The organism is Williamsoniiplasma somnilux, assembly GCF_002804005.1.
Classification (GTDB): domain Bacteria; phylum Bacillota_I; class Bacilli_A; order Mycoplasmatales; family Mycoplasmataceae; genus Williamsoniiplasma; species Williamsoniiplasma somnilux.
Window position 1 is genome coordinate 351651 of sequence record NZ_CP024965.1, and the last position, 25993, is coordinate 377643.

Below are 25993 nucleotides of genomic sequence, written 5' to 3' on the forward strand. Positions count from 1 at the left end.
CCGTTAAAACCATTTAGAGATGATGAATCATAATATTTAGATTCATTAATTAGGATGGTACCGCGTTAATCGCTCCTATTTTAGGAGCGATTTTTTATTTAAAAGGAGATTTATGGGGAATAACAAATACAAAGATACTTTATTAATTGGACAAACAACTTTTGAAATGAGAGCAGGATTAAAAGATAAAGAACCTTTAATTGAAAAGTTTTGAGAAGATAAAGCAATCTATAAACAACGATTAAAAGCAAATGAAAATAAAGAACTGTTCATGCTGCATGATGGTCCTCCTTATGCGAATGGTGATTTGCACATTGGACATGCTTTAAATAAATCTTTAAAAGATTTTATTATTCGTTGAAAAAATTCAAATGGCTATAATGCTCCTTTTATTATGGGATGAGATACTCACGGTTTACCTATTGAAACAGCAGTTACCAAAACAGGCGTTGATCGCAAAAATATGGAGGCCGCAGAATTCAGAAAATTATGTGAAAAATATGCTTTAGAACAAGTTAAAAATCAATCACAACAATTTAAGAGATTAGGAATGTTTACTGATTATGATATTAATTATTTAACTTTAAGACCTGATTTTGAAATTTCTGAATTAAAACTTTTTGCAAAAATGTTTAACGATGGATTGATATACAAAGCCTTGAAACCTATTTATTGGTCACCATCAAGTGAATCGGCATTAGCTGAATCAGAAATCGAATATGCTGATATTAAATCGCCAACAATTTTTGTTGCTTGCCAAATTACCAGAGGAAATCAATTTGTTAACATTAATGATAATTTATTAATTTGAACTACTACTCCTTGAACTATTCCTGCAAATCAATTAATCGCTGTTGGAGAAATGATGGATTACTCTTTGATTACTTCAAAAAGCGATAAACGTAAAATAGTTGTTGCTAGTTCATTGATTAAAAATGTAACTGAAACAATTGGTTGAGAAAACCCTGAAGTATTAGCAAATTTTAAAGGTAAGGATTTAGTTAATGTTGAATACGCTCATCCATTGTATGAAACAAAAATTTCTAAAGTAGTTTTAGGACATCACGTTACTGATGAAGCGGGAACAGGACTTGTCCATATTGCTTCTGGGTTTGGTGAAGATGATTATTTAATTGCCAAAAATAATAATTTAGAAATTTTTGCTCCAATTGATAATCAAGGTAAATTCACATCAGAAGTCATGGATGAAAATTTAGTTGGTAAATTTTATGACGATACCAACAAAGAAATTGTTCAAAGATTAGACGCAAATCAAAAATTATTAAAATTAAAATTTGTTACTCATTCCTATCCTCATGATTGAAGAACTAAAAAACCAGTTATTTATCGTGCAACTCTTCAATGATTTGTAGGTCTAAATAAAGCTAAAGAAAAAATTTTAAATCATGTTGATGAAATTCAAACTAATCCAAAGTGAGCAAAATCTAGATTATATCAAGTATTGGATGACCGTACTGATTGAACCATTTCTCGTCAAAGACTTTGAGGAGTACCAATATTAGGTTTTTATGATCAAGATGATAATTTAGTTTTAAATGCTGAAATTTTAGATTATACAATTAGAAAAATTGAAGAATTAGGAACAAATTCATGATTTAGTGAACCAGCTGATGTTTTTTTACCAGAAAAATTCAAAAATAAAGATTTCAAAAAAGAAAAAGATATTTTAGATGTTTGATTTGACTCTGGTACTTCAGCAATTGCTTTAGAAGAAAGATTCCCAAATTTAAAAAGACCATTTAACGTCTATTTAGAAGGAAATGATCAATATCGCGGTTGATTTAATGCCTCAATGATTAATTCAGTTGTTTACGATGATAAGTCACCTTACAACAATTTAATTTCTCACGGAATGACAACTGATGAAAAAGGGCGTAAAATGTCTAAATCTTTAGGCAATGGAATTAATCCAATTGAATTTGCAAATGATTCAGGAACTGATATTTTACGTTTGTGAGTTGCTTCTACAGATTACACTGATGACCAAAAAATAGGTCCTGAAATTATTAAGCAAATTTCTGAATCTTATCGAAAAATAAGAAATACAATGCGTTTCATTTTAGCTAACATAAATGATTTTGATGAAAACAAAAATTATCAAGAAAAATTAGAAGAAGTAGATTTATATGCTCTAAACAATTTATCTGAATTTAAAAACAAAGCCATTAGAGCTTTTGATAACTATCAATTTAATCAGGTTTACAATTTAGTAATTAATTATGTGACTAATGATTTATCTGCTTTTTATTTAGATTTTATTAAAGATATTTTATATATTGAATCTAAAGATAATAAACGTCGTAGACAAGTTCAAACAGTTCTATTCGAACAATTATGAGCATTGTTAGATATTTTAAGACCAATTTTAGTTCATACAGTTGAGGAAGCTTACCAATCAACGAGTGATGATAATAAAAATAAATCAGTGCACTTATTGGATTTAAAAGATCAAGATTTTGTTCAGTCTCACGAATTTGTAAAACGTTGAGAAACAATTTTAAAATTTAAAGACGACATTAATAAATCTTTAGAAGAAGCTAAAATAGCTGGAGTTGTTACGAAAGGTTTTGAAGCAAAAATTGATGTTCAACTAAAAGATGAATTTAAATTTATTAGTGAAATCAAAAATTTAGAACAAATTTTTATTGTCGGAGAAATTAATTTTGTATCAAAAGATTCGCAATTTATTGAACGTGAAATGTCATTTATAAAAATTTCTACAAAACAAGGTCTAAAATGTCAAAGATGCTGAGGAATATTTAGTGAATTAATTGACCAAGAAATATGCCAAAGATGTAATAATATAGTTAATAATAAATAGAAAGAAAGGCTTAATTATGTGATTAAACTTTAAAGAATGAATAAAAAGTTATGATTTTAAGTGAAAGTTTAAATTAAAAGTTATTCTACCAATAATTTTGATATTGGCAATTTTTGATTGAGTTTCAAAAGGTGTTATTGCTGCAAATATGGAACAAGGCGAGCACAAAAGTTTTATTGATGGTTTTTTAGGATTCATATACACCATTAATCCGGGAAGTGCTTATAGTATCAATGCTGACAAAGCTTGATTGGCTATTATTCTTGCTTCAGTGGTCACAATTTTATTATTGGTGTTATTAGTTTTTATTAATGAAAAGAAAATTTTAATTGGAATAGCATTTATCTTTGCTGGATCTTTTGCCAATCTCTTAGGAAGGGCATGAGCTCCTGTTGTTGTTGGTGGTGCATTCGCAGGTCAAGCGGGAGGAGTTGTTGACTTCTTGCATTGAGAATTTGGGTTTCTAAATTCTGAAAGTTATATTTTTAATTTAGCTGATACATGAGTTAATATAGGAATTATCATTATGCTATTAGCGATTGCTTACGATATTATAGTTTATCTTATTACTTTATTTAAAAAGAAACCAAACAGCATTGATAAAACAACTGATGCTGTGAATTCAGAGGTTGTTTTAGAAACAGAAGTTAAAAATAATAAATTAAGCAACAATAAAAAATCGATTTCTAAAAAGTCTAAAATTGAATCTAAAAATAAGGAGAAATAATGAACGAAAAATCAAAATTTATTGCAGAAAAAAATTCTGAAAGATTAGACAAATTATTAACAGAATTATTTAAAGATAATTTTGATTTTTCACGTTCTATGATTCAAAAATTAATTGAGCAAAATTTAGTAACTGTAAATGGTGAAATTGCTGCATCACAAAAAATGGCAATTATTGTTGGTGATATTATTGAAGTAACCATTCCTGAAGCTAAAAAAACAGAAATAACTGCTGAAAAAATTGAATTTGAAATAATATATGAAGATGCTGATATTTTAGTTATTAATAAACCGAATGATTTAGTTGTACATCCAGGAGCTGGTAATCGTTCGGGAACTTTAGTTAACGGACTATTAGATGCGATTGAAGATTTATCTTCAATCGGTGGAGTCGAAAGACCAGGAATAGTTCATCGTTTAGATAAGCAAACAACAGGTTTGTTAATTGTTGCTAAAAACGATAAATCTCACCGTGTAATGAGTGAAATGATTGCAAATCATGAAGTTTACAAAGAATATATAGCTTTAGTGTGAGGAAATATTGAACCAAGTAAAGGAATCATCGATGCTCCGATAGGACGTCACCCTAATGATCGTAAAAAAATGGTTGTAACAAGCAAACATTCTAAATCTGCAAAAACAAATTTTGAAGTAATTGAAAATTTTGAATATAGCAACACAGCGTTGATTAAATGTAATATCGAAACCGGAAGAACACATCAAATTAGAGTTCACTTTAATTTTATAAAACATCCAATTGTTGGTGATCCAACTTACGGGAGAATTAACGACAAGGATACTAAGTTTGGGCAATTTTTACATGCTTCAAAATTAATTTTTAATCACCCGATTACAAAAGAAAGAATGGAGTTTGAAGCGCCAATTCCTGACGAATTTAATGATAAAATTAAAGAATTAAGAGGTAAATAAGGTTATGGATTTTTCATATAAAGAAATAAAATTAGGTTTAATTAAATATTTTGTAAAAATTGAAAAATATAAAATGATTAAATCCAAAGAAATTAATGATTTAATTTATTTTTACTCTAATGAAAATGAATATGGCTTAATTGTTTTAGCTGGTGAAAACTATACTATTAATTTAGAAAACGAAGAATTACTCAAGATTTTAGAAAAAGTCAAAATAAGTAATCATCATGCTGTAAAAATTTTAAATATTGTAATTGATAATAAACAAAATCAAGTAACACAAAATGAAAATCTTACAGTTATTAAGTGTGGCGAAGGTGAACTAAAAAATAATCTTAAAAATTTTTACGCAAGAATAAATCTTTTATCAATTAAGAAAAATTCTGATCAACCATTTTTTAAAAAAGCAACAAACATTGATAATGAAGAGGCGATTAAAGATTTACCAACTCTTGATGAAATGCGTGATGAATTTAATAAATTTCAAGTAAATTTACGTGCTAATAGATTAACAGTAACTTGATTAATAATTGCCGCGTTTGCAGCTGTCCCTTTAATTTTTGTTTTATTAACAATGAATATGGGCATTCAAAGTCTTGCTTCTTTAAACCCGAATCTTTATTCTCAATTGCAAACTCTATTAACGGGGGGGACTAATTTTAATTTAACAATTGCTGGAGAACAGGGTTGGAGAGTTCTAACCTATGGATTTGCAACTCCAAGTTCAAACTTAATTACCAACTTGGTAATTATCGGTATTGCTGGTTATTCTTTATTTAATGTTTCGAGGTTATCCGAAAATACAGCAGGACCGATTAAAATGTTTATAGCTTTTATTCTGGCTTATGTCTTAACGGGATTTTTTAGTTCAGTTATGTTACCGCCTTCAATTGTAACTGGAGGATTATTACCTGTTTTAGCAATCTTGATTGGAATTACAATTATGAGCGTTGCTATGGAAAAGACCCCAAAAGCGACATTTACAAGAATGAAATTAATTGGTCCAATAATAATATTAATTTTTGTTCAATTAATGTTTGGCAACAAAATGCAATTTATTGCAATTGGAGTTGGGTTTGCTTCCGGAGCTTTAATTGAAATGATAATTAAGAAGAATTTTAAAGATTTAAATTGAACACACATTTTAGCAGCAATTATTTTACTAGCAATTATAATTGTGCCAACTGTTTTTGTATGAGTTCCGCGTTATGGGACTCCAATTGACATGAATACACTAATGGCTTTAAAAGTTTATCTAGATAAAGATTTACTAAATAACGTTGATATTGCTAATAATATTATTCAAAAAATTGGTTGAGACGCTCAATTGCGTTTAGGGACCAATGGCGTTATCAGCATTATTATTAACTAGATAATGGGGGTTAAAATGGATAAAAGAAAAAATTATTTAAAATGACAAGAATACTTCATGGCTGTTGCTCATGTATCAGCAATGCGAAGTAAAGATCCTAATACACAAGTTGGAGCTGTTGTTGTAAATTCTATCAATCAAATTGTTTCAACAGGTTATAATGGTTTTCCTCGTGGAGTTGATGATGAAGAATTTCCATGATCAAGAACTAGTGAAGATTGAAAGAAAACCAAATATCCTTATGTTGCTCATGCAGAATTAAATGCGATTGTAGCTGCTAGAAGCGATTTAACTAACTGTCATTTATATGTAAATCTTTTTCCTTGCAATGAATGTGCAAAAATAATTATCCAAGCGGGAATTTCAAAAGTTTTTTATTTAGAAGATAAATACGCTTCAACAGATAGCGTCAAAGCTTCTAAAAAAATGTTTGAATCAGCAAAAGTTGAATACAATCAACTACCAAATATTGAAATTAAAATTGAAGTAAAAACTAAATAGTATTCTATTTAGTTTTTTTTCGCATAAATGTTAAAATTTAGTCATGTGAGGAATTTTATGCGACAAGAATTAGGTATTGATATTGTTAAGAATTCTAGAATCAAAATAAATTATAATTTTCTTATTAAATTTTTAACAAAAACAGAATTAAAAATGATGGAAAATTTTACTTCCAAAAAGCGTAAAAAAGAATTTGCAGCTGGTAGATGAGCTGCTAAAGAAGCTATTTTTAAAGTTCTTAAAACCACCAAAAAAATAAATTTAAATGAAATAGAATTAGGTTACGATAATAATAAATTATTAATTAAAAACAAAAATTTAAGTAACATCGTTGTGTCTTTATCTCATGAAAAAAAGTATAGTATTGCAATTGCGAGTTGAATAGGAGATTAACATGAAACAATATCTAGATGTATTAAAGAATGTGCTGGAAAACGGAATTAAAAAACAAGATAGAACTGGAACAGGAACTATTTCGTTATTCGCAACTCAAGCACGATATGATTTGCGTGAAGGTTTTCCGTTGGTTACAACTAAGAAGGTATTTTATAAAGGAATTTTTCATGAATTATTATGATTCATTGCAGGAGACACTAATATAAAATACCTTGTTGACAATAAAGTAAATATTTGAAATGAATGACCATATGAAGCATTTAAAAAATCTGCCGACTTTAACAATGAATCATTGGCTGAGTTTGTTGAAAAAATTAAAACTAACATAGATTTTGCTAACAAATATGGTAATTTAGGTCCTGTTTACGGAAAACAATGAAGAAATTTTAATGGAGTAGATCAATTAGAATGAATTATTAATGAGATTAAAAAAAATCCTTTTTCAAGACGCTTAATAGTTTCTGCATGAAATCCTACTGAAATTGGTCAAATGGCATTACCTCCATGCCATACAATGTTTCAATTTTATGTAACTGAAAATAAAAATGGTAAGAACATTTTAAATATTCAATTATATCAACGTAGTGCTGATTTATTTTTGGGAGTGCCTTTTAATATTGCGTCATACGCATTGTTATTATTTTTGGTTGCTCAAGAATGCGATTTAATAGCTGGAGAATTTGTTCACACAACCGGAGATACTCACATTTATTTAAATCATGTTGAACAAGCTAAATTGCAATTATCAAGAACTCCTCATAAATTACCAAAAATTGCAGTTAAAAATTTTACTTCAATTTTCGATGTAAAATTTGAAGATATTGAAATTATTGATTATGAATTTGATGCTCCAATTAAAGGTGAGGTGGCTGTTTAATGATTAAAATGATTTGAGCGCAAACTCAAAACGGAGTAATTGGAGCACAAGGAAAACTTCCTTGAAATATAAAAGAAGAAATGCAACATTTTATTCGTACCACTAAAGGCCAAGATGTGCTTATGGGTTCTAAAACTTTTGATTCAATGAATAAAAAGCCACTACCTGGAAGAACGAATTATGTATTAACTAATTCTAAAGAAAAATATCAAGATTTAAATTTTGAAAATTTAATCATCATTAGCGACATTACTGAATTGGTTAAGAAATATACTAATAATGATCAAAACAATTTGTTTGTCATCGGGGGAAATGTTGTTTATACACTTTTTTTTCCATTCGCAAATGAGATAATAAAAACAGTTGTAAAAAATGATTATCAAGGAGATACTTTTATATCTAATTTTGATTACAAAAATTTTAAATTAGAATCAAGTGAAGATTATCCAGAATTTATCATCGAATATTGAAAAAGAGGTTATTAAAAACATGGAACAAAAGACAAAAATTAAAAAAGTTATTAGTGAAGAAAAAAACATTACAAAAGAAGCATCAAATGTAGTCGAAGAAAAATTAGAAATGAATGAAGTTGTGGTTAAAGGGAAGAAAAACCAAAAAGAAGAAGTTGAAAAATTTTATTTAGACCCAATTAAAATGATTTATATGTGACCAGCAGTGGCAAGAATTAAATCAAAAGCTAAAAAGATTATTAAGAAAAATCGTAAAGTGCCAGGGACTTATAGTGAAGAATATTGCTATAACTGAGTTAAAAAAGTAGTTAATAGATTAATGTATGTTTCAAACATCGATATTAAAGTAGAAGGAATTGAAAATTGACTAGATAAAGGAGTTGTTTTAGTTCCAAATCATCAATCAAATATTGACCCACTAGTATTATTAGCTATTAATGATTTTTCTCTACAACAACCTCTTGCTTTTATTGCTAAAAAAGAGTTATGAGAATCAAAAAGTATGAAGAATTTTGTAAGATTAATTGATTGTGTTCCTTTAGATAGAAATAATCCTCGCTCTGCTTTAGAAGCCTTTAAGGATGCAAAAGAATTAGTAGTTGATTACAAACGTAGTTTAGTGATTTTCCCAGAAGGAACAAGAAGCGGAAGTCAAGAAGTTGGTAAATTTCATTCAGCATCTTTAAAAGTAGCACAAATGGCAAATGCTCCAGTTGTACCTGTTTCAATCATTAACTCTTATAAAGCAACTAAAGAAAATAGAGATAAAAATTCTAAACGTTTAGTTATTAAAGTAATTTTCGGAAAACCAATTATGGGCACTAAACATATTTCTTTAAAAACAGAAGATCTAACAAAAAATGTTCGTAAAGAAGTCATTGCCAATTTACAAGAATGAAAAAACAAAGAGCCATCAATGGAATTAAGAAAACCTAAAAAAGAAAAAAAGGTTGCTAAAAAATCAAAAGAAAAAAAATCACTTAAAGATTTATTTAAAATTGTTGATTAATCAACAATTTTTTTTATTTTATTGCTTGAAATTAAAATAAAAATAGGGCAAAATAATAGGGTGTTTTCTTAAAACGCGCAAAGCACATATAACTTAAAATTCTATGCGTGATTAACACGCTGACTTAGCTCAGTTGGTAGAGCAATTGACTAGTAATCAATAGGTCGTAGGTTCGACTCCTATAGTCAGCACCATTATAATATGGAAGGGTAGCGAAGTGGCTAAACGCGGGTGGCTGTAACCCACTTCCTTTCGGTTCGGGGGTTCGAATCCCTCCCCTTCCACCATTTATATTGGGCCATAGCCAAGCGGTAAGGCAAAGGACTTTGACTCCTTCATGCGCCGGTTCGAATCCAGCTGGCCCAGCCATTTATCATGATTCGTTAGCTCAGTCGGTAGAGCAACTGGCTTTTAACCAGTGGGTCCGGAGTTCGAGCCTCCGACGAATCACCATTTATTTATATTTTGGTTTTAATCCCCAAGTGGCGGAATCGGTAGACGCATTGGACTTAAAATCCAACGGGCTTTATATCCCGTGCCGGTTCAAGTCCGGCCTTGGGGACCATTTTAAAAATCGATCACTTTTAGGAGTGATTTTTTTATTTTAAAATTTATTTGAATAATAAAAAATGCCTCTAAGCGGCATATTTTTTAGAAATATTAAATTTATATGTTGTTTCTTTTAATTTTAAAGGTGGTAAATCATCATCTCATTTAGAATCTGTATCAACTCCTGAAAAGCTGTTTGTATTATTAAAGTCCTTTGAAATAATTTTTTCACCTTTATATCCTGATTTTATAATTTCTGAAATGTTATTTTCTCAATCATTTATTTGTTCGTTTAATAACTCTTTATTAATCGGTTCAGTAGTTTTGTAGTAATCTTTTCAACCATTAACCAGTCCTGTAAAATGACCATTTGTAAAAATTAAAAATAAAGGACCTTTTTTAAATTGTTCTTCTATTTTTTTAATTATTTCTTCCATAGCAGTTTTTGCGTTTTGGCCTGTAGGTCCTACTGAAGTATTATTTAAAGATTGGTATTGAACTAATATGTCTGTTTTTAAATAATCGTTTATTAATTTAGAAAAAGTGTTGCTATTTCCAAATTGTTCTCATGACTCAAGAATTAATGAATTAAAACTCAATTTTTCAGATAATGAATTATCTTTATTTTTCATCCCGTAAAGAGGTATTTTGCTTTTTTCTTTTACTTCTCCATACTTTTCTGAATTTGTATCAGTATTGATTATTGCTTCTGTTTCCATTGTCATTTGATCTTTATCAGGATTTTTTAAGGTAGCTCATCCGCTATTTGAATTATTTAATTCCTCATTAGCCTTTTCTAAACTACTAACTTTTAGTTTAGTGTTATGTGTTAAGGCAAATTCAAAAGATTTTGAATTTGTGCTATCTTTAGCACCAATGTACAAAATACTCGTTGCAGCTTCTTTACCAATAATTGGATTACCCTCTTCATCGAAATGCCCTCTTGTGGCATTAATGAAGTTCATAATATTATCGAATTCAGAGTTACTAGTTCCGCAAGCGACAACACTAAAACCAGCTGTTGCGGTTAGTCCAATCACCCCTAAAATTGAAAGCATTTTTTTCATAGTTCCTCCTGCAATACATTTATAAATATAATTATATAATATATTATTTGTTGGTGAAGTAAAAACTCCACTTTTGGTAGGAAAAATATATTTTTCATAAGTGTTGATTATTTAGTACATCCTTGGTATTATTAGCAAGTAATGTGAAATATCTTTTCACATATTAATGTTGTTTCCATTGAGAGGTGAAGAGAGATGCGCGAAAAAATTATTTTAAGATGTACAATATGTAAGAACGAAAACTACATCGGTAAAAACGATAAGAAAAAAGAAAAAATTGAAGCTTCAAAATATTGTGCAAATTGTAACAAGCATGAAATTCACAAACAAAAAAAATAGTCTTAAAAGGACTATTTTTTACTATAAAATATTAGCAAAGATTCAAGAGGTTAAGAAAATGAATAAAATGGACATAATCAAAAAATTGCTAGAACAAAACAAAGCTGATGCTATTATTTTACATTCTCCAGAAAATAGATATTGATTTTCACGTTTCCATTCATCGATGGGATATTTGATTATTACTAAAAAACAAAGTTATTTATTCTTAGATGGCCGATATATAACTGCTGCTAAAAACCAAAAAGATTTGCAAAATATTGATCACATTAAACATTTTGGTAAAAGCGTTTGAGAAGAAATGAACAATGTTTTAAAAAATGAAAATATTCAAAACATTGCATTTGAATCTGATTGGATAATTTATAAACAATATTTAGGATTTAAAAATGCGTTTATAAACCAAAAACTAATTCCTGTTGATTGTTCAGGAATGAGAATGGTTAAAGATCAATGAGAAATTGAACAAATTCAAAAAGCTTGCGACATTACTGATCAAGTTTTTCAAACAGTTTTAAAATTTGTAAAACCAGGAATAACTGAAAAAGAACTTGCACGCTTTGTTAGTGATCAATTTTTTGCTTTCGGAGCAGATAAGTTGAGTTTTGATACAATTATTGCTTCAGGAATTAATGGAAGTATGCCACACGCTGTTCCTACTGATAAAAAATTAGCATTAGGAGAGTTGATAACTTTAGATATGGGATGTTTTTACAATGGATATTGTTCAGACCAAACAAGAACTTTTGCGCTTGGAGAAATTAAAGATGCTAAGTTATTAGATATTTACAACACTGTTTTTGAAGCTCAAAGTTTGGGGATATCTTTAGTAAAAGCTGGTCAAAACGCTGGTTTCATTCACAATGAAGTTGCTAAATTTATTGCTCAAAAAGGTTATGAAGGTTATTTCGATCATGGTTTAGGTCACGGTATTGGTGTAGAAATTCATGAAGAACCTTATGAAAACGCTATTTCAAAATCAATTTTAACTAAAAATATGACAATTACTGTAGAGCCAGGAATTTACATTCCTGGAGTTGGTGGTGTAAGAATCGAAGATGATATTTTGGTAACTGAAAACGGTTATGAAATGTTGACTTCTTCACCAAGGAAACTGATTATTGTCAAATAATAATTAACCTACTTTTGCGGTAGGTTTTTTTATCTAAAATTGGTAAAATATTTTTGATACAAAAGGAGAATCTATGACTAAAATTAAAGTAAATGAAACTCTCCATTCTAAAAAATTTTTAAATGATTTAACAATTAGATTAATTAGTACTTCTGTAATGTTGCTATTGTTAATAACATACGTTGGTTTATCAATTCTTTATACAGAAGGTATTAGACATAATTTACAAATTAATGTTGCTGTCCCTCATTACATCTTTGTTGTTGCTTCAATGGCATTATTAACATCTATGGTGTATGAATTAATTAGAGCGATAGGAATTAAGGAATGATATGTAGTTATTCCAATAATTGGTATGGCATTAATTTTATTTTATTTTCCTATTTCAGGTGATTTAGATCTTTTAATTTACAAAGATTTAAAAGTGAATGAATGATATAAATGATGACAATCTTTAATTCTTGTTATATTAATTGCTTTGTCAACAATTGTTTTTACTAAATTTTCTAAAGCTGAATTTTCATATCGTAAAAGTTTAATATTGACAGTAGTTATGCTCTTAGTAGTTTTTGGGATGAAGGGATTTAATTATATTTCACTTTCAATGAATGGTGATATTCCCAAATACTCTTTCTCAACAGTTATTTGAATTTGAATAGTAATTATTTTAACTGATTCTTTCGCTTACTTAGGAGGAACAATGTTTGGAAAAACCAAGTTAGCTCCAAGCATCAGTCCTAAAAAATCAGTTGAAGGTGCAGTAATAGGTTCTATTGTTGCTCTGATTATAGGTTCTTTGATAGCAATACTGCCCTTTTATTTAACTGATAATGCTGCTTATGGTCCTTTTTCTGTACCGTTTTATAATTTAAAAACAAATATTGGTGATTGAATTCCCGGAATTTTCTTGTTCTTATTAACTTTTGTTATTAGTATTTTGGCTCATGTTGGAGATTTATTTTTTAGTGCAATTAAGCGTTATGTAAATATTAAAGATTACTCTAAACTAATTCCTGGACATGGTGGAGTTCTGGATCGTTTAGACTCATTTGTTTTTGTCTTTTTCTTTATGTTTTTAATAACAATGTTTATTAAGTAGAAGTGGAGCTTTATGAAAAAAGAAATAAAAAATATATTTCAAAATTTTAATATCCAAATTGATGAGGAAGATTTGGTTTTTTTTGATGACATGGAAATTGTTGATGAATTAATAGTTTCTCAAGAAAAAAGAAAATGTTATTTAAAATTGGCCACACCAAATTTTTTACCAATTAGATTTATAAAAATTTTGAACGAAGGTTTTGCGAATAATCAAAATTTAAAAACTAAAATAACAATTGATGTTAAATATCAAATGTTAGATGAAGAATTAGTTCATGACTACATAGATTTTATTAAAAAATTTAAATCGCAAAAAAAAGGTGGGGCCTGAAATTTTATTGATAATACTAAAATACATTTAAGTATTGATGAAGGAATAATCAAACTAAATGTTGATTCTAATTCTCAAAAAAATGATTTAGAAAAAGAGTTAAGTTATTTGAAAGCAAAAATGCAACAATATGGTTTTAAAAATTTACAATACACAGTTGATGTTATTGATAGCGGCGAAGATGAATTGTTCAAAAAAGAACTGCATTATCAACAACTATTAGAACAACAAGTTGCAATTAATAGTAAAACTGAATTGCAAGTGCAAGAAAAAAGAACTTCTTACACCCCACATCCAAACAATAATTTTAGAAGAACAACAAAAATGGATGAACCTTCTTATGAAAAATTAATAGATATTGAAGATGATGCTCAAAATATTGTTATTCATGCAATGATTATGAATTTAGAAGTTAAAAATTCTAAAACAGGAAGAAAAATTTATTCTTTTGCAGTTACTGATAATACTTCTTCTATTAAAGCTACTTATTTTGGTAAAGATCAAGGTATGTGTTTGTTAGACCCTTTGACAGAAGACGAAAAAAATGCTGATAATGCTAAAGAAATGTTTGAAGAAAGAATTAAAGTTGGTGATTGAATCGCTTTAAAAGGAAAAACAGGTTTTAACCAATATGAAGGTGAAACCACTTTTACTGTTGATAGTTTTCAAAAAATCGAACGCAAGATTGCAACTAGAGAAGATCATGCACCTATTAAAAGAGTTGAATTGCATAATCATACCAAAATGTCTGTTATGGATGGAGTTAGTCATGTTAAAGACTATATTAAAAGAGCAGATTCTTGAAACTGAAATGCAATTGCAATAACTGATCATACTAATGTTCAATCTTTTCCTGATGCTTTTTTAGCTATTAAAGAAGTTAATAAAAAACGTAAAGAAAAAGATCAAAATCCTTTAAAGTTAATCTATGGTTGTGAATTAACAATGCTTCTTGATGAACTTTGATATGTAAAAAACCCCAAAGGCAAAAAATTACGTGAATCGAAATTTGTAATTTTCGACTTAGAAACAACGGGATTATCACCAGAATTTGATGAAATTATTGAATTTGGAGCTGTAATTTATGATTACAAAACCGGAAATAGAGTTAGAAAAGATATTTTAATAAAACCTAAAACTGTTTTAAAGACTTTCACAAAAGAATTAACTCATATTAGCGATGAAATGTTGGAAGATAAACCAGGCATAGAAATTGCTTTTAAAGAAATTTATGAAATTATTAAAGATGCTATCTTAGTTGCTCACAATGCTAATTTTGACTTTAATTTTTTACAATCGTTTGCTAAAAAATTAGGTTACCCCGAGCTAACAAATACAGTAGTTGACACACTGTCAATTGCTCGTGCAATGTATCCAAAATTAAAAAACTTTAGATTAGGAACTGTTGCTAAAAAAACGGGAATTATTTATGATGAGAAAATTGCTCACCGTGCTGATTATGATGCGGATATTTTAACTGACGTTTATGAACATATGTGACATGATGCTAAAATGAATATAGAATTAAATACTGATGAAGATTGAAATAAAGTTCATGTTGAAAACAAAGCTGAAAACATGAATTTCGTAAGAACAAGAGGATTTCACACAACCGTTATAGCTAAAAACCAAATAGGTTTGAAAGATTTATATAAAATAATTTCTCATACACACACAGAATCGATGTTAGGTAGTCCAAAAATATTTCAAAGTAAATTAACTGAGTTCAGAAATAACGATAATATTCTTATCGGCACATCTTGTGTTAATGGTGAAATTTTTGATTTAGCAAGAACTAATACATATGACGTATTGAAAGAAAAAATTAAGTTTTATGATTATGTGGAAATTCAACCGCTAAGTGTTTTTAAAAATTTATTACAAAATGATACATTAGATGAATTTGAACTTAAACGTACAATCAAAATTATTATTAAAGCAGCTAAGGAAAACAACAAATTAATTGTAGCTTCTAGTGATGCTCATTATGTTGATCCTGAATTAAAATTAATTCGTGAAATTTATATAAATGCTAAAGGTCTGGGGGGAGAAAATCACCCTTTATTCGACTTTAAAAATCGTGTTAAAGACTTTCCAGAACAACATTTAAGAACAACATCAGAAATGCTTGAAGAATTTTCGTGACTAGAAGATGAAGAATTCGTTAATGAAATAGTGATTAAAAATAGTAATTTAATTGCTGAAATGGTTGATAATGATATTCAAGCCCTTAAAACTGGTACTTATGACCCTAAAATTGATAATGTTAATGAATTATTAAGAAATAAATGTTATGAAAAAGCACATCAATTATATGGTGAATCTTTACCTAAGATTGTTTTTGATCGTCTTGAAAGAGAACTTAATTCAATAACTAAACATGGATTTGGAGTTATTTATTGAATTTCTCATAAATTAGTTGAAAAATCATTAACTGATGGTTATTTAGTAGGTTCCCGTGGTTCAGTCGGTTCTTCATTTGTTGCAACTATGTCAAGCATCACTGAGGTTAATCCTCTTAAAGCCCATTATTTATGCCCTAATTGCAAATTTTCAGATTTTGATACTGATCCACAATTTCGATGTGGCTATGATTTACCAAAAAGAAAATGTCCAGAATGTGATAACCCTTTAATTGGTGAAGGTCATGATATTCCTTTTGAAACTTTTTTAGGTTTTGATGGGGATAAAGTTCCAGATATCGATCTAAATTTTTCAGGAGAATACCAACCAATCGCGCACAATTTTACTAAACAAATGTTTGGGCAAAATAATGCGTTTAGAGCAGGAACAATTAGTACCGTTGCTAATAAAACAGCTTTTGGATATGTTAGAGGATATTTTGAATCTCATTTTGACTATGGTAATCAACCAAGGAAAGTCGAAATTGAAAGAATTGCTGGTTTGGCTGAAGGAGTTAAAAGAACAACTGGTCAGCACCCAGGGGGAATTATTATTCTACCTCAAGAATTTGAAATTGAAGATTTTACTCCAGTTAATTACCCAGCTGATAAACCTGATAGTACATGAAAAACCACCCATTTTGATTTTTCGTCAATTCACGATAACTTACTTAAAATGGATATTTTAGGACATGTAGATCCTACCGCTTTAAAAATGTTAAAAGATTTAACAGGAGTAGATCCAATTACAATCCCAACCAATGATGAAAAAGTTTATTCTTTATTTGGTGGATTAGATGTTTTGGGAATTAAACCTGAAGATATAAACAATGAAACAACAGGGGCTTTAGGTATTCCTGAATTTGGGACTCAATTTGTTAGATCTATGTTAAAAGAAACTAAGCCAAAAACATTTGCAGATTTAGTTCAAATTTCTGGTCTTTCGCATGGGACTGATGTATGAATCAACAATGCACAAACATTAATTTCACAAAACCTTGCATCAATTTCTACTGTCATCGGATGTAGAGATGATATTATGGTTTATTTAATGAATATGGGACTAGAACCTGGTGATGCTTTTGCGATTATGGAATCAGTGCGTAAAGGTAAAGGTTTAAAAAATAATTGAATTAATCTTATGAAATCAAAAAATGTTCCTGATTGATATATTGATTCATGTTTAAAAATTAAATATATGTTTCCCAAAGCACATGCTACTGCTTACGTACTTATGGCTTATCGTGTAGCTTGATATAAAGTACATTATCCAATTGAATACTACACAACATACTTTACTACTAGATCTGATTTTTTTGACTTGGAAGTAACTTTAAAAGGTTATGATGCAATTTTGCAAAAATTAAATGAACATCAAACTAAAGTGAATCAAAAAATTGCTACAGCCAAAGAAATTGGGTTAATGACAACTTATGAAGTACAATTAGAAATGTTGTCAAGAGGAATAAAGATTAAAAATATCGATTTTAACAAATCGCTTGGAAATAAATTTTTAATTGAAATAGATGGAAAAACAGGGCAAAAAGTTATTTATCCTCCTTTTGTTGTAATTGATTCATTAGGTGAAGCCGGTCAACAATCAATTATTAACGCAAGAAGTGTTAAGCAATTTTCTTCGCTTTCGGATTTGAAAACTCGTACTCAAGTTACTCAAACTCAATTAAAAACTTTTGAAAATTTAGGAATTACTGATTCTTTATCTAATGATGAACAGTTAACATTTGAATTTTAACAAGCTGAATTCATTAATTTCATTTATTGATTTATTTTTATTAGGTGTAGAATATATCCAAGAACAAACTTAGGATTTGTTCTAAGAAGAGGTATTTTATGAATAATCAAAAAAACAGTTATGTTTTTGAATTGGTAAGAAATAGACGTGCAACCAAAAGAATGAAATCTGGTTTCACTATAACAGATGAGCAACTAAGATTGATCACTGAATCGATTCGTTGAACATCAATGAGTTACGGAGTATGATGTTATCGTATTATTGTAGTTCCTAGAGGACAATTAAGAGATGAATTAGCTCCAGTTTGATATAATCAACCATCATTTATTAATTCATCACACGTTATTATTTTTTTACACGACAAAGAAAATAAAATCAGAAATAAAACAATGAATAATTCGTTTAACAAAGCAATACCAGATTCAGCAATCGAAATTAGAGATGTTATGAAAAATGCTGTTTTAAATAACTGAGCAACCAATAATGTTAACCCTGATGAATGATCAGCTAAACAAACTTATATCGCTTTAGGGACAGCAATGATTGCAGTAGCAGATTTAGGTTTAGATTCATCTCCTTATGAAGGTTTTGATCGTAACGCAGTTGAGGCTATTTTAGAAAAACACAATCTAATAAACCGTCAAGAAGAAAGTGTATCTGTTGCAATTGGAATTGGTAAAGCTGACCTAGATGACAACATGGTTCATTTCTTTGAAAAAGAAAGAATGGATGAGGACAAATTCACAACAATTATTAAAAAATAATAGCTTATTTTTAAGGTAGAATAATATTTAGCGGATTAATTTGAATATCTGCTAAATATTTTTTATTTAAGGGAGAATTATTATGTCAAAAAATATTAACGAACTAATGGTATTAAGAAGCTCGGCTAGAGCATTCGCAAAAGAGTTGATTATAAATAAGCAAGATGTTATGGACTTAATTGAAGCAGCAAGAATGGCCCCAACATCATATGGATTACAAAATTTCAAAATTATTCATTTGCCACAATCAGAATTTAGAGAGTCATTAAACTCACTTTTTTATAACCAACTTAATTTTATTACAGCATCAGATTATTTTTTATTTGTTGCTGATAGCGGAACAAAAATTTTAAATGAAACAATTGAGAAATCTGTTGGTGATATTATGGGTGATGTTACAAGTGAAAAATCTTTAAATTTTATTAATAATATTAAAAATAGTTATGAAGTAAGATTTGGTGATAATGAACGTCTGGCTAATGAATGATCTTCAAAATCAGCATACATTGCCTCAGGAATAGTAACTGTTGCTGCAGCTGAAAAAGACATTGATACTTGTATCATGGAAGGATTTGATGGTAAAAAACTAAATGAATTATTTTGAGAAAAAAATTTAATTCAAAAAGATGAATTTATTTGTTTAGGTATGGCCCTAGGAAAAATATTTGAAGAAACTAAAAATAAAAATCATGCTAAAAAAATTAGAAAAAAATTAGTTGACTTTTATAAAGAAGTTAAATAAATTGTAAAAATCCAACATTAGATCAATGTTTGGATTTTTTTATATTGTTTTTTAATATATTTTTGTATTTGTGTTATTTTTTACACTATACTTTAAAAAAAATTTGAATTAAATTTTCCAAAATTATTTTTTTTGTCGGAAAATTAGACAAATAATTTATTCTCAAAATTATACTTTTATTGTTAAAAGGGAATAATTAAATTAGGAAAGGAATAAAAAAATGAAAGAAATACAAAAAGAGTTAAACAAAAATCTAAGTCATAAACAGCAAATGAAGTTATTTTTCTTAAATAACTTTAATGGTAAAGTTATGATGCGCAGAAGTCAAAAATTTGGTGGATGATTAAGTGCGATGATTATGCCAATCATTGGTGTAATTATTGGTTGAGGTTTATTGACTGCATTCTTTATTCCAACTGGATGAACACCAGTTGCACAAATAAATGATTATGTAGTAGGACCGATGATTGCTTATCTAATTCCTATTTTAATAGGTTTCCATGCTGGAAAAATTGTTCACGGTAATCGTGGAGGAATTATGGCAGCCTTTGTTGTTTTCGGAGTAATAGCCGGAAACAAATATAACCCAGGTTGATGAGATGGTGCAGCTGCATCACCACAATTTTTAGGAGCAATGATCGTAGGACCGATTGCTGCTGGAGTTTTAAAAGGTTTTGATAAACTTATTGAAGGTAAAATTAGACAAGGTTTTGAAATGCTAGTAAACAACTTTTCAATGGGTATTATTGGAGCTGCTTTAGCATTAGGGGCTTTTTATGGAATGCCATGAGTTATTAACGGTATTTCATATTTATTTATGTTAATTGTGGGAGGACTTGTAAATAATAATATTATTTTCCTAGCCGCAATAATTGTTGAACCTGCAAAAATCTTATTCTTAAATAATGCTATTAATCATGGAATTTTTACGACTTTAGGAATTCCAGAAGCAGCTGAAGCAGGAAAATCAATCTTATTCTTATTAGAAGCTAACCCAGGAACAGGATTGGGAATGATGTTAGCAATTATGATTTTTGATAAAAAATTAAGAGGACAAGCGGGGGGGGCTTCAATTATTCAATTCTTTGGAGGAATTCATGAAGTTTACTTCCCATTCGCATTAATGAGACCTGCATTTATAATTGCCTTAATTGGTGGAGGTCTTGTTGGAGATGCTGTCTTCCAAATTGCTGGAGCCGGACTTGTTGCCCCAGCTAGCCCAGGATCAATCATTGCCATTTTCGCAGTAGCAGGTGCCAATGGTGCTGGAAACTATGCTGCAATTGCTGGAGGTATCGCTGCTTCTTGTGTTACTTCATTAATTATTACTTCATTAATTTTTATTATTAACAGAAAAAAATATGCAAAACAAAATCAAGAAAGTTTAAACGTAGCTAAATTACAAACGGTTAAATTAAAAGGAAAAGAATCAAAAGTAATTAAAACTGATACTGTAAAAAATGAAATCAACGAAATGCCAAAACTTATTATTTTTGCTTGTGAAGCAGGAATGGGAAGTTCAGCTATGGGAGCAGGTTTATTACGAAAGAAAATTAAAGCTGCAGGATTAGATATTGAAGTTAAAAATTATCCAATTAAGGAATTACCTACAAATGCTGAATTTGTCATTACTCAAGAAACATTAACAAATTTAGCCAAACAAAAAGTGCCAAACGCAATTCATAGAAGTATTAGTAATTTCTTAGATAATGAGTTTTATGAAAATATTATTGTAGAATTAAAGAAAAAAGTTAAGTAAATTAAATATCAAATAAATATGGGGTAACTTAAATATGCTAACTAACGAAAGAAATGTACAAATTTTATATTTATTATTAAATATCCAAAAGGTTAATGTATTAGATCTTTCAAAATATTTAAGTGTAAGTGAAAAAACCATATTAAGATCAGTTGAAACGCTTAACAATAAGTTAAAAAAATTTAGTTGTCAAATAATGTTTGAAAAAAATGATGTTTTTTTTAAGGGTAATTCTAAAGATATTTTTAAAAAATTTTATAGTTTTGAAGAAAATGATATTTTTACAACTTATGAACGACAAATTTATATTTTAAATTTGTTTCTTAATAAAGATTCAGAAGAAAAAATAACTTTAAATAACATAGCTTTAAATATCGATTTCCCTATTACAACAATTAAAAAAGATATTAGTTCTTTAAATTTACGTTTAAATCAAAAAGGAGAAGAATTAATTTCTTCTAAAAATGATGGTTTAATTCTTAAACAAATGAATGAAAGTCAAATTATTGATCTTTATTTAAATTTAATTTTGAATCAAATTATCACAAGACAAGGTAAAACAATTATTAAAAATATGTCAATTGAACCAATTTTTAATCCTTATATTTATCGTAATTTAGTTGCTAATTGAAATATCGATTTGTTTAATAAAATCTTTAATTCTTTAATTATTGTAAAAACGCAAAAGAATCTTAATAATTCAGATTATGAAATTATTTATCTAAGTCTTTATATAACTTTTTGATTAAATCATTCAAGAAATTTAAAATTAATAACCATTTTAAAAAAAAGCGAATCAATAAATTTGGATGAAATAATGGATCAAATTTACATAAAAGATAATAAAAAAATTCTTTTAAGTAATTTTTATGAAAATTTTGATAATGACAATAATTTAGTTAATCGCATTGTATCTGAGTTAACTTTAAAGATAAATGCGTTATTTATGGATGAAGTATTTTTAAATGATGAAGCTATTTTAAATATTAAAAATCATTTATCTAGAAATATTAAAAATAATTCTTTTCAAGTTCATGATAAATTTATTAATGATTTTCATGTTCAGGGTATTGCTAATTACATAAAAGATTTTAACGAAATTTGGCTTGTAACTAAGGAAGTTCTTGATAAATTTTTAAAACAAGAAAATGTTAATGACATTTTAACTTATGAAGTCTTTTTATATATTATGGTTTGATTTGATGCCATGATTTATGATTATAAATTAACTATAAAAACAGTTTGCATTGGTGGCATGGGACAAAGTGCAATGATGTCACATCATATTAAAACAATTTATAAAAATGCGCTAATTGAACCAAAACCATATGCAATGTTAACTAAAGAAGATTATATAAACTCTGATTTGATTATTTCGGCCTTAGAAATTGATCATAAAAACTATGATAACATTCTGAATTTGCCGTTTATGTCAGTCATAAATAATAAAGAATTAATTCACAAAAAATTATCAAAAATTATTTATAAAAAAATATTAGTCAATAAATAAAAACGAGGGATAGGATGAAAAAAGTACTAGAATTAGAAAATATTAAAGTTAATCTAAATAGTGTTTCAAAAGAAGAAGCAATTCGGTTTGCTGGAGAACATTTATTAAATTTAGGTTATGTGCAAAAAGAATACATTGATTCAATGTTAAGAAGAGAAAATAATTTAACAACTTATATAGGAAATCACGTAGCAATTCCTCATGGTGATACTGGTTCTGCTAGTTTAGTTAAAACTACGGGAATAGTTTTTCACCATTATAAAAAAGGTGTTGATTTTGGTAAAGAAAAAGCTCACTTTATAATTGGAATTGCCTCTAAAGATAATTATCATTTAGAAATTTTAGCAAATATTGCAGAAATTTTTAGTGATGCTGATTTAGTTAAAAGTTTTCTAAAAAAGGAAGTAACAGTAGAAAAAGTCTTTAAATTGTTACAAGGTGAATAGATGAAAACAATTCATTTAGGAGCAGGTAATATTGGTCGTGGTTTTATTGCCCCAATTTTAAAACAAGACCCAGCAATTGGAGAAATTAAATTTTTAGATGTTAACCCCGAAGTTATTAATTTAATAAAAACACAAAAAAAATATATAGTAAAAGAATTAGCCGAAAAAGATAACGAAATATTAATTAAAAATATTTCCGCGAATTTGCTTGATGATATTTTAAAAGCTAAAATTGATGATTATTTACTTGATGCAAAAATAATCACAATTTCAATCGGTCAACCAAATTTACGATTTTTAATTAAAAACTTTGAATATATTTCGGATTTATTAATTAAAAACAATAAAGAAATGTTGATTTTATGTTGTGAAAACGGTAATAGAGTTTCTAGCTATTTCAAAAAATTATTAATTGAAAATAAAATTAATGTTTTACCTTTTCATTTTGTTGATGTGGTAGTTGATAGAATTGTTCCTAATCAAGAAAGAGACAGCTTAAATGTTCAAGTTGAAAAATATTTTTCTTGAATCGTTGATGAGGAGCAATGACCAAGTAATTTTACAAAAATTAAAACCATTGTTTATTCAAAAGATTTAGATTCAGAAATCAATAAAAAAATTTGTCTTTTAAACGGTGTTCATTCAGCACTTTCATGGCATAGATATGCAATAGATAAATTTCAAATTCCCATTTTACAAGATGCATTAAAATTTAATGAAACAAAAAATTATTTTGATAATTTAACTTCAGAATTAGTAATAATTATTGCTCAGCAATATAACTTTGAAATTAAATATCTTAAAGAATATATTTCTTCAATTTGAAAAAGATTTAATAATCCTAAAATTAAAGATGAAATGTCAAGAATTGCTCGCAATCCAATTACAAAAATGCAAAAAAACGAAAGAATATTAAATCCTTTATTTTTTGCAGCAAGCAAAGGATTAAAATTCGAATATTTAAGTCAAGCATTTAATGATCTCTTAAATTATCATTTTTCAGAAGATAAAGAAGCGGTTGAATTAAGTAATTATATTTCTGTTCATGGTAAATTAAAAGCAGTCTTAAATTATGTTAAAGAGTTAAATAATCAAGAAATTGAAGTTATTAAAAAAATAATTAATTAAAATGTCGTAACCTAGTGAAATTTTCGCTAGGTTTTTTGTTTTTTTATTTAGATATAATGTGATATATTTTAACTTAAATAAAACTTGAGGTATATTTTGAAAACAGATTTTTTAATTAAAAAAAAGAATTTAAATTATTTATGATTATGAATTCCTATGGGAACTTTCTTTTGTCTTGGATTAATTGGGTTTATTCTTACATCTTTTTGGAAATTGGAATGAGATAGTGCAATTTTATTTGCTCAAGGAATGGAATATAAAATAGTTCATTATTGGGTTGCAGCAATGCTTGAAATTGGTGAAACAGAACTTTTAATAATTGGTTCAGCAACTTTCTTTATTTTGTTAGAAAGTTTTTTTAGATATAAAATTCACAAAACTCAAAACGGTTTTTATTTCAAAAACCGTTGGATATTAATTGCCATTTATTTATTAATGGTTTTATCTTGGTTAGCATATAATATTTACTCAATTATTGAAATGAATTGAAAAAATACTGGTTTTGGTCCCGGAATCGATGTTCTCTTATTTCAACCTTTTAAAGTTAGGCAAACTGTAAAAATTGTTATTTTTATTTTTCAAACAGTAATATTATTAAGTTTATATTATTGAATTCATTTTAAACTAGCTAAAAAGAAATCTTTTGTTCAAGACAAATATTGAATTCAAGCTCTTAAAATTGTTTCATTTTTTTGCTTATCTTACTTTGTTGTTGCCTTTTTAAAGATTTCTTCAAGTCGACCTTATCTTTACAATATGCAATTCGAAACTTTAGCTAAGGAAAATGGTTACTTAGAAATTTACCAAAACACAAATATTCCCGGTTTTGATAAACAGGGTTGAAAAAGCATTGATGGTACTTGATCTGGAAATGCCCCTGAAGGTTTGGAAATACCTTGGTGAGATTTTAATGGCTTTTTCGGTTTTAACAGTGACCCTAATTTTCCTAAACTTCAACAAGGTTTAGCATATGCATTTCCTTCGGGTCATGTAAATGGAACTTATTGTGTTGGTTCATTTTTTTGAATACTATGTGGCAGAAAAAACAAAATAAATAATTCTATTAAAGTTTTGATTGTTTGGTTTATTTTACATTTAACATCAATGAGTTTTGCATTGGTTGTTTGTCGAGGACATTGATGGTCCGATATTACATTTTCGTTATTTTTTGGGATAATTGCTTTAGTACTTGTTGAACTCTCAATTAACCAAATTTTTAGGAGAAAAACAAAATAACTATCTTTGAACAAAAATTACATTTTTCTAGTATAATATAGAAATAAGATTAATAAATCTCAGCAAGCCGAAAGGCTTGCTTTCTTATTGCTCTTATGAAAGGAGAATTTAATGAGTAAATTCATAAGTATCAAAACCAAAATTATTGAAATGGCAAATGAAATTTTACAAAAAAATAATTTATGTGTTTATGATGTTTTAGAAATTAAAAATTCTGAATTTGAAAGCGATGTTTTACAAATTTTAGTTGAAGATTTAAATCAACCAAATAAACCTTTAGATTTTGACATTTTATCAACAGTAACTGATCATTTATCAGAAATGATGGATTCATTTAATGAACTTAGCGATCCTTATATGTTAGAGATAGCATCTGCTGGAATAGAAAAAAATATTCGTAACTTTGAAGAATTAAAAAAAGCTTTAAACCAATACATTAATGTTGTTTTTAAAAAGCCTATTAATGGCCTACAAGAAACTAACGGAACCTTAGTTTCTATTGATGGTGAAGAATTTACAATTGAATACTTCATTAAAGGGCAAAAAAAGAAAAGTAAAATCACATGAAAAGATATATCTAAAATTAGATATGCAGTTAAATTTTAGGAGGT

Annotated in this window: 22 protein-coding genes and 5 tRNA genes; 26 read left to right on the forward strand and 1 reads right to left on the reverse strand. The window is 27.9% G+C overall.

The window, feature by feature from the left end; genetic code table 4:
- The first annotated feature begins 112 nt into the window (after positions 1 to 112).
- From ileS to ESOMN_RS01540, 14 genes are all read left to right on the forward strand, one after another.
- Positions 113 to 2842 (forward strand): isoleucine--tRNA ligase, encoded by a 2730-nt coding sequence (gene ileS / locus ESOMN_RS01475; RefSeq protein ID WP_024863195.1) that lies wholly within the window; start codon positions 113 to 115, stop codon positions 2840 to 2842.
- A gap of 16 nt (positions 2843 to 2858) precedes the next feature.
- The gene (locus ESOMN_RS01480) at positions 2859 to 3569 is read left to right on the forward strand and encodes a signal peptidase II (RefSeq protein ID WP_024863196.1); all 711 of its coding nucleotides are present in this window, start codon (positions 2859 to 2861) and stop codon (positions 3567 to 3569) included.
- Entirely contained in the window at positions 3569 to 4498 is a 930-nt protein-coding gene (locus ESOMN_RS01485; protein WP_024863197.1) for an RluA family pseudouridine synthase, read from the forward strand. The genes ESOMN_RS01480 and ESOMN_RS01485 overlap by 1 nt, the downstream gene beginning before the upstream one ends.
- 4 nt (positions 4499 to 4502) lie before the next feature.
- Complete coding sequence (locus ESOMN_RS01490; protein WP_024863198.1) at positions 4503 to 5870, forward strand: rhomboid family protein; 1368 nt, start codon at positions 4503 to 4505, stop codon at positions 5868 to 5870.
- A gap of 15 nt (positions 5871 to 5885) precedes the next feature.
- Complete coding sequence (locus ESOMN_RS01495) at positions 5886 to 6371, forward strand: deoxycytidylate deaminase (protein WP_024863199.1); 486 nt, start codon at positions 5886 to 5888, stop codon at positions 6369 to 6371.
- Between the two features lie 57 nt (positions 6372 to 6428).
- On the forward strand, positions 6429 to 6764 hold the full coding sequence (locus ESOMN_RS01500; protein ID WP_024863200.1) for a holo-ACP synthase: 336 nt from the start codon (positions 6429 to 6431) through the stop codon (positions 6762 to 6764).
- Between the two features lies 1 nt (position 6765).
- On the forward strand, positions 6766 to 7644 hold the full coding sequence (gene thyA, locus ESOMN_RS01505; protein WP_024863201.1) for a thymidylate synthase: 879 nt from the start codon (positions 6766 to 6768) through the stop codon (positions 7642 to 7644).
- Positions 7644 to 8129 (forward strand): dihydrofolate reductase, encoded by a 486-nt coding sequence (locus ESOMN_RS01510; protein ID WP_024863202.1) that lies wholly within the window; start codon positions 7644 to 7646, stop codon positions 8127 to 8129. The genes thyA and ESOMN_RS01510 overlap by 1 nt, the downstream gene beginning before the upstream one ends.
- 4 nt (positions 8130 to 8133) lie before the next feature.
- Positions 8134 to 9123 (forward strand): lysophospholipid acyltransferase family protein, encoded by a 990-nt coding sequence (locus ESOMN_RS01515; protein ID WP_198511465.1) that lies wholly within the window; start codon positions 8134 to 8136, stop codon positions 9121 to 9123.
- A gap of 118 nt (positions 9124 to 9241) precedes the next feature.
- Positions 9242 to 9317, forward strand: a tRNA-Thr gene (locus ESOMN_RS01520).
- A gap of 9 nt (positions 9318 to 9326) precedes the next feature.
- Positions 9327 to 9410: transfer RNA gene (locus tag ESOMN_RS01525), tRNA-Tyr, on the forward strand.
- Positions 9411 to 9417: 7 nt separating this feature from the next.
- Positions 9418 to 9492: transfer RNA gene (locus tag ESOMN_RS01530), tRNA-Gln, on the forward strand.
- Positions 9493 to 9500: 8 nt separating this feature from the next.
- Positions 9501 to 9576, forward strand: a tRNA-Lys gene (locus tag ESOMN_RS01535).
- 23 nt (positions 9577 to 9599) lie between these two features.
- Positions 9600 to 9688: transfer RNA gene (locus tag ESOMN_RS01540), tRNA-Leu, on the forward strand.
- Positions 9689 to 9758: 70 nt separating this feature from the next.
- Here ESOMN_RS01540 and ESOMN_RS01545 read toward each other — a convergent pair.
- On the reverse strand, positions 9759 to 10739 hold the full coding sequence (locus ESOMN_RS01545; RefSeq protein ID WP_024863204.1) for a lipoprotein: 981 nt from the start codon (positions 10737 to 10739) through the stop codon (positions 9759 to 9761).
- A gap of 195 nt (positions 10740 to 10934) precedes the next feature.
- Between ESOMN_RS01545 and rpmG the strand changes: the two genes are divergently transcribed.
- The 12 genes from rpmG (at position 10935) to ESOMN_RS01605 (ending at position 25988) form a co-directional block, all read left to right on the forward strand.
- Positions 10935 to 11078: a 50S ribosomal protein L33 gene (gene rpmG, locus ESOMN_RS01550; RefSeq protein WP_024863205.1), complete on the forward strand. Its 144-nt coding sequence runs from the start codon at positions 10935 to 10937 to the stop codon at positions 11076 to 11078.
- Between the two features lie 58 nt (positions 11079 to 11136).
- Positions 11137 to 12210 (forward strand): M24 family metallopeptidase, encoded by a 1074-nt coding sequence (locus tag ESOMN_RS01555; protein WP_024863206.1) that lies wholly within the window; start codon positions 11137 to 11139, stop codon positions 12208 to 12210.
- Between the two features lie 73 nt (positions 12211 to 12283).
- A complete protein-coding gene (locus ESOMN_RS01560; protein ID WP_024863207.1) occupies positions 12284 to 13309 on the forward strand; it encodes a phosphatidate cytidylyltransferase in 1026 nt (341 codons plus the stop codon).
- A 12-nt stretch (positions 13310 to 13321) separates the two neighbouring features.
- On the forward strand, positions 13322 to 17797 hold the full coding sequence (locus ESOMN_RS01565; RefSeq protein WP_024863208.1) for a PolC-type DNA polymerase III: 4476 nt from the start codon (positions 13322 to 13324) through the stop codon (positions 17795 to 17797).
- Between the two features lie 98 nt (positions 17798 to 17895).
- Entirely contained in the window at positions 17896 to 18561 is a 666-nt protein-coding gene (locus tag ESOMN_RS01570) for a nitroreductase family protein (RefSeq protein ID WP_024863209.1), read from the forward strand.
- A gap of 82 nt (positions 18562 to 18643) precedes the next feature.
- Complete coding sequence (locus ESOMN_RS01575) at positions 18644 to 19303, forward strand: nitroreductase family protein (protein WP_051445511.1); 660 nt, start codon at positions 18644 to 18646, stop codon at positions 19301 to 19303.
- A gap of 220 nt (positions 19304 to 19523) precedes the next feature.
- On the forward strand, positions 19524 to 21062 hold the full coding sequence (locus ESOMN_RS01580) for a PTS transporter subunit EIIC (protein ID WP_198511466.1): 1539 nt from the start codon (positions 19524 to 19526) through the stop codon (positions 21060 to 21062).
- 34 nt (positions 21063 to 21096) lie between these two features.
- Entirely contained in the window at positions 21097 to 22572 is a 1476-nt protein-coding gene (locus tag ESOMN_RS01585; protein WP_024863212.1) for a helix-turn-helix domain-containing protein, read from the forward strand.
- 14 nt (positions 22573 to 22586) lie between these two features.
- Positions 22587 to 23018 (forward strand): PTS mannitol transporter subunit IIA, encoded by a 432-nt coding sequence (locus ESOMN_RS01590; RefSeq protein WP_024863213.1) that lies wholly within the window; start codon positions 22587 to 22589, stop codon positions 23016 to 23018.
- Positions 23019 to 24146 (forward strand): mannitol dehydrogenase family protein, encoded by a 1128-nt coding sequence (locus tag ESOMN_RS01595; RefSeq protein WP_024863214.1) that lies wholly within the window; start codon positions 23019 to 23021, stop codon positions 24144 to 24146.
- Positions 24147 to 24242: 96 nt separating this feature from the next.
- Positions 24243 to 25382 carry a phosphatase PAP2 family protein gene (locus ESOMN_RS01600; RefSeq protein ID WP_024863215.1) on the forward strand — a complete coding sequence of 380 codons (1140 nt, stop codon included), beginning with the start codon at positions 24243 to 24245 and terminating at the stop codon, positions 25380 to 25382.
- A gap of 111 nt (positions 25383 to 25493) precedes the next feature.
- A complete protein-coding gene (locus ESOMN_RS01605; RefSeq protein WP_024863216.1) occupies positions 25494 to 25988 on the forward strand; it encodes a ribosome assembly cofactor RimP in 495 nt (164 codons plus the stop codon).
- The last annotated feature ends 5 nt before the right edge of the window (positions 25989 to 25993 follow it).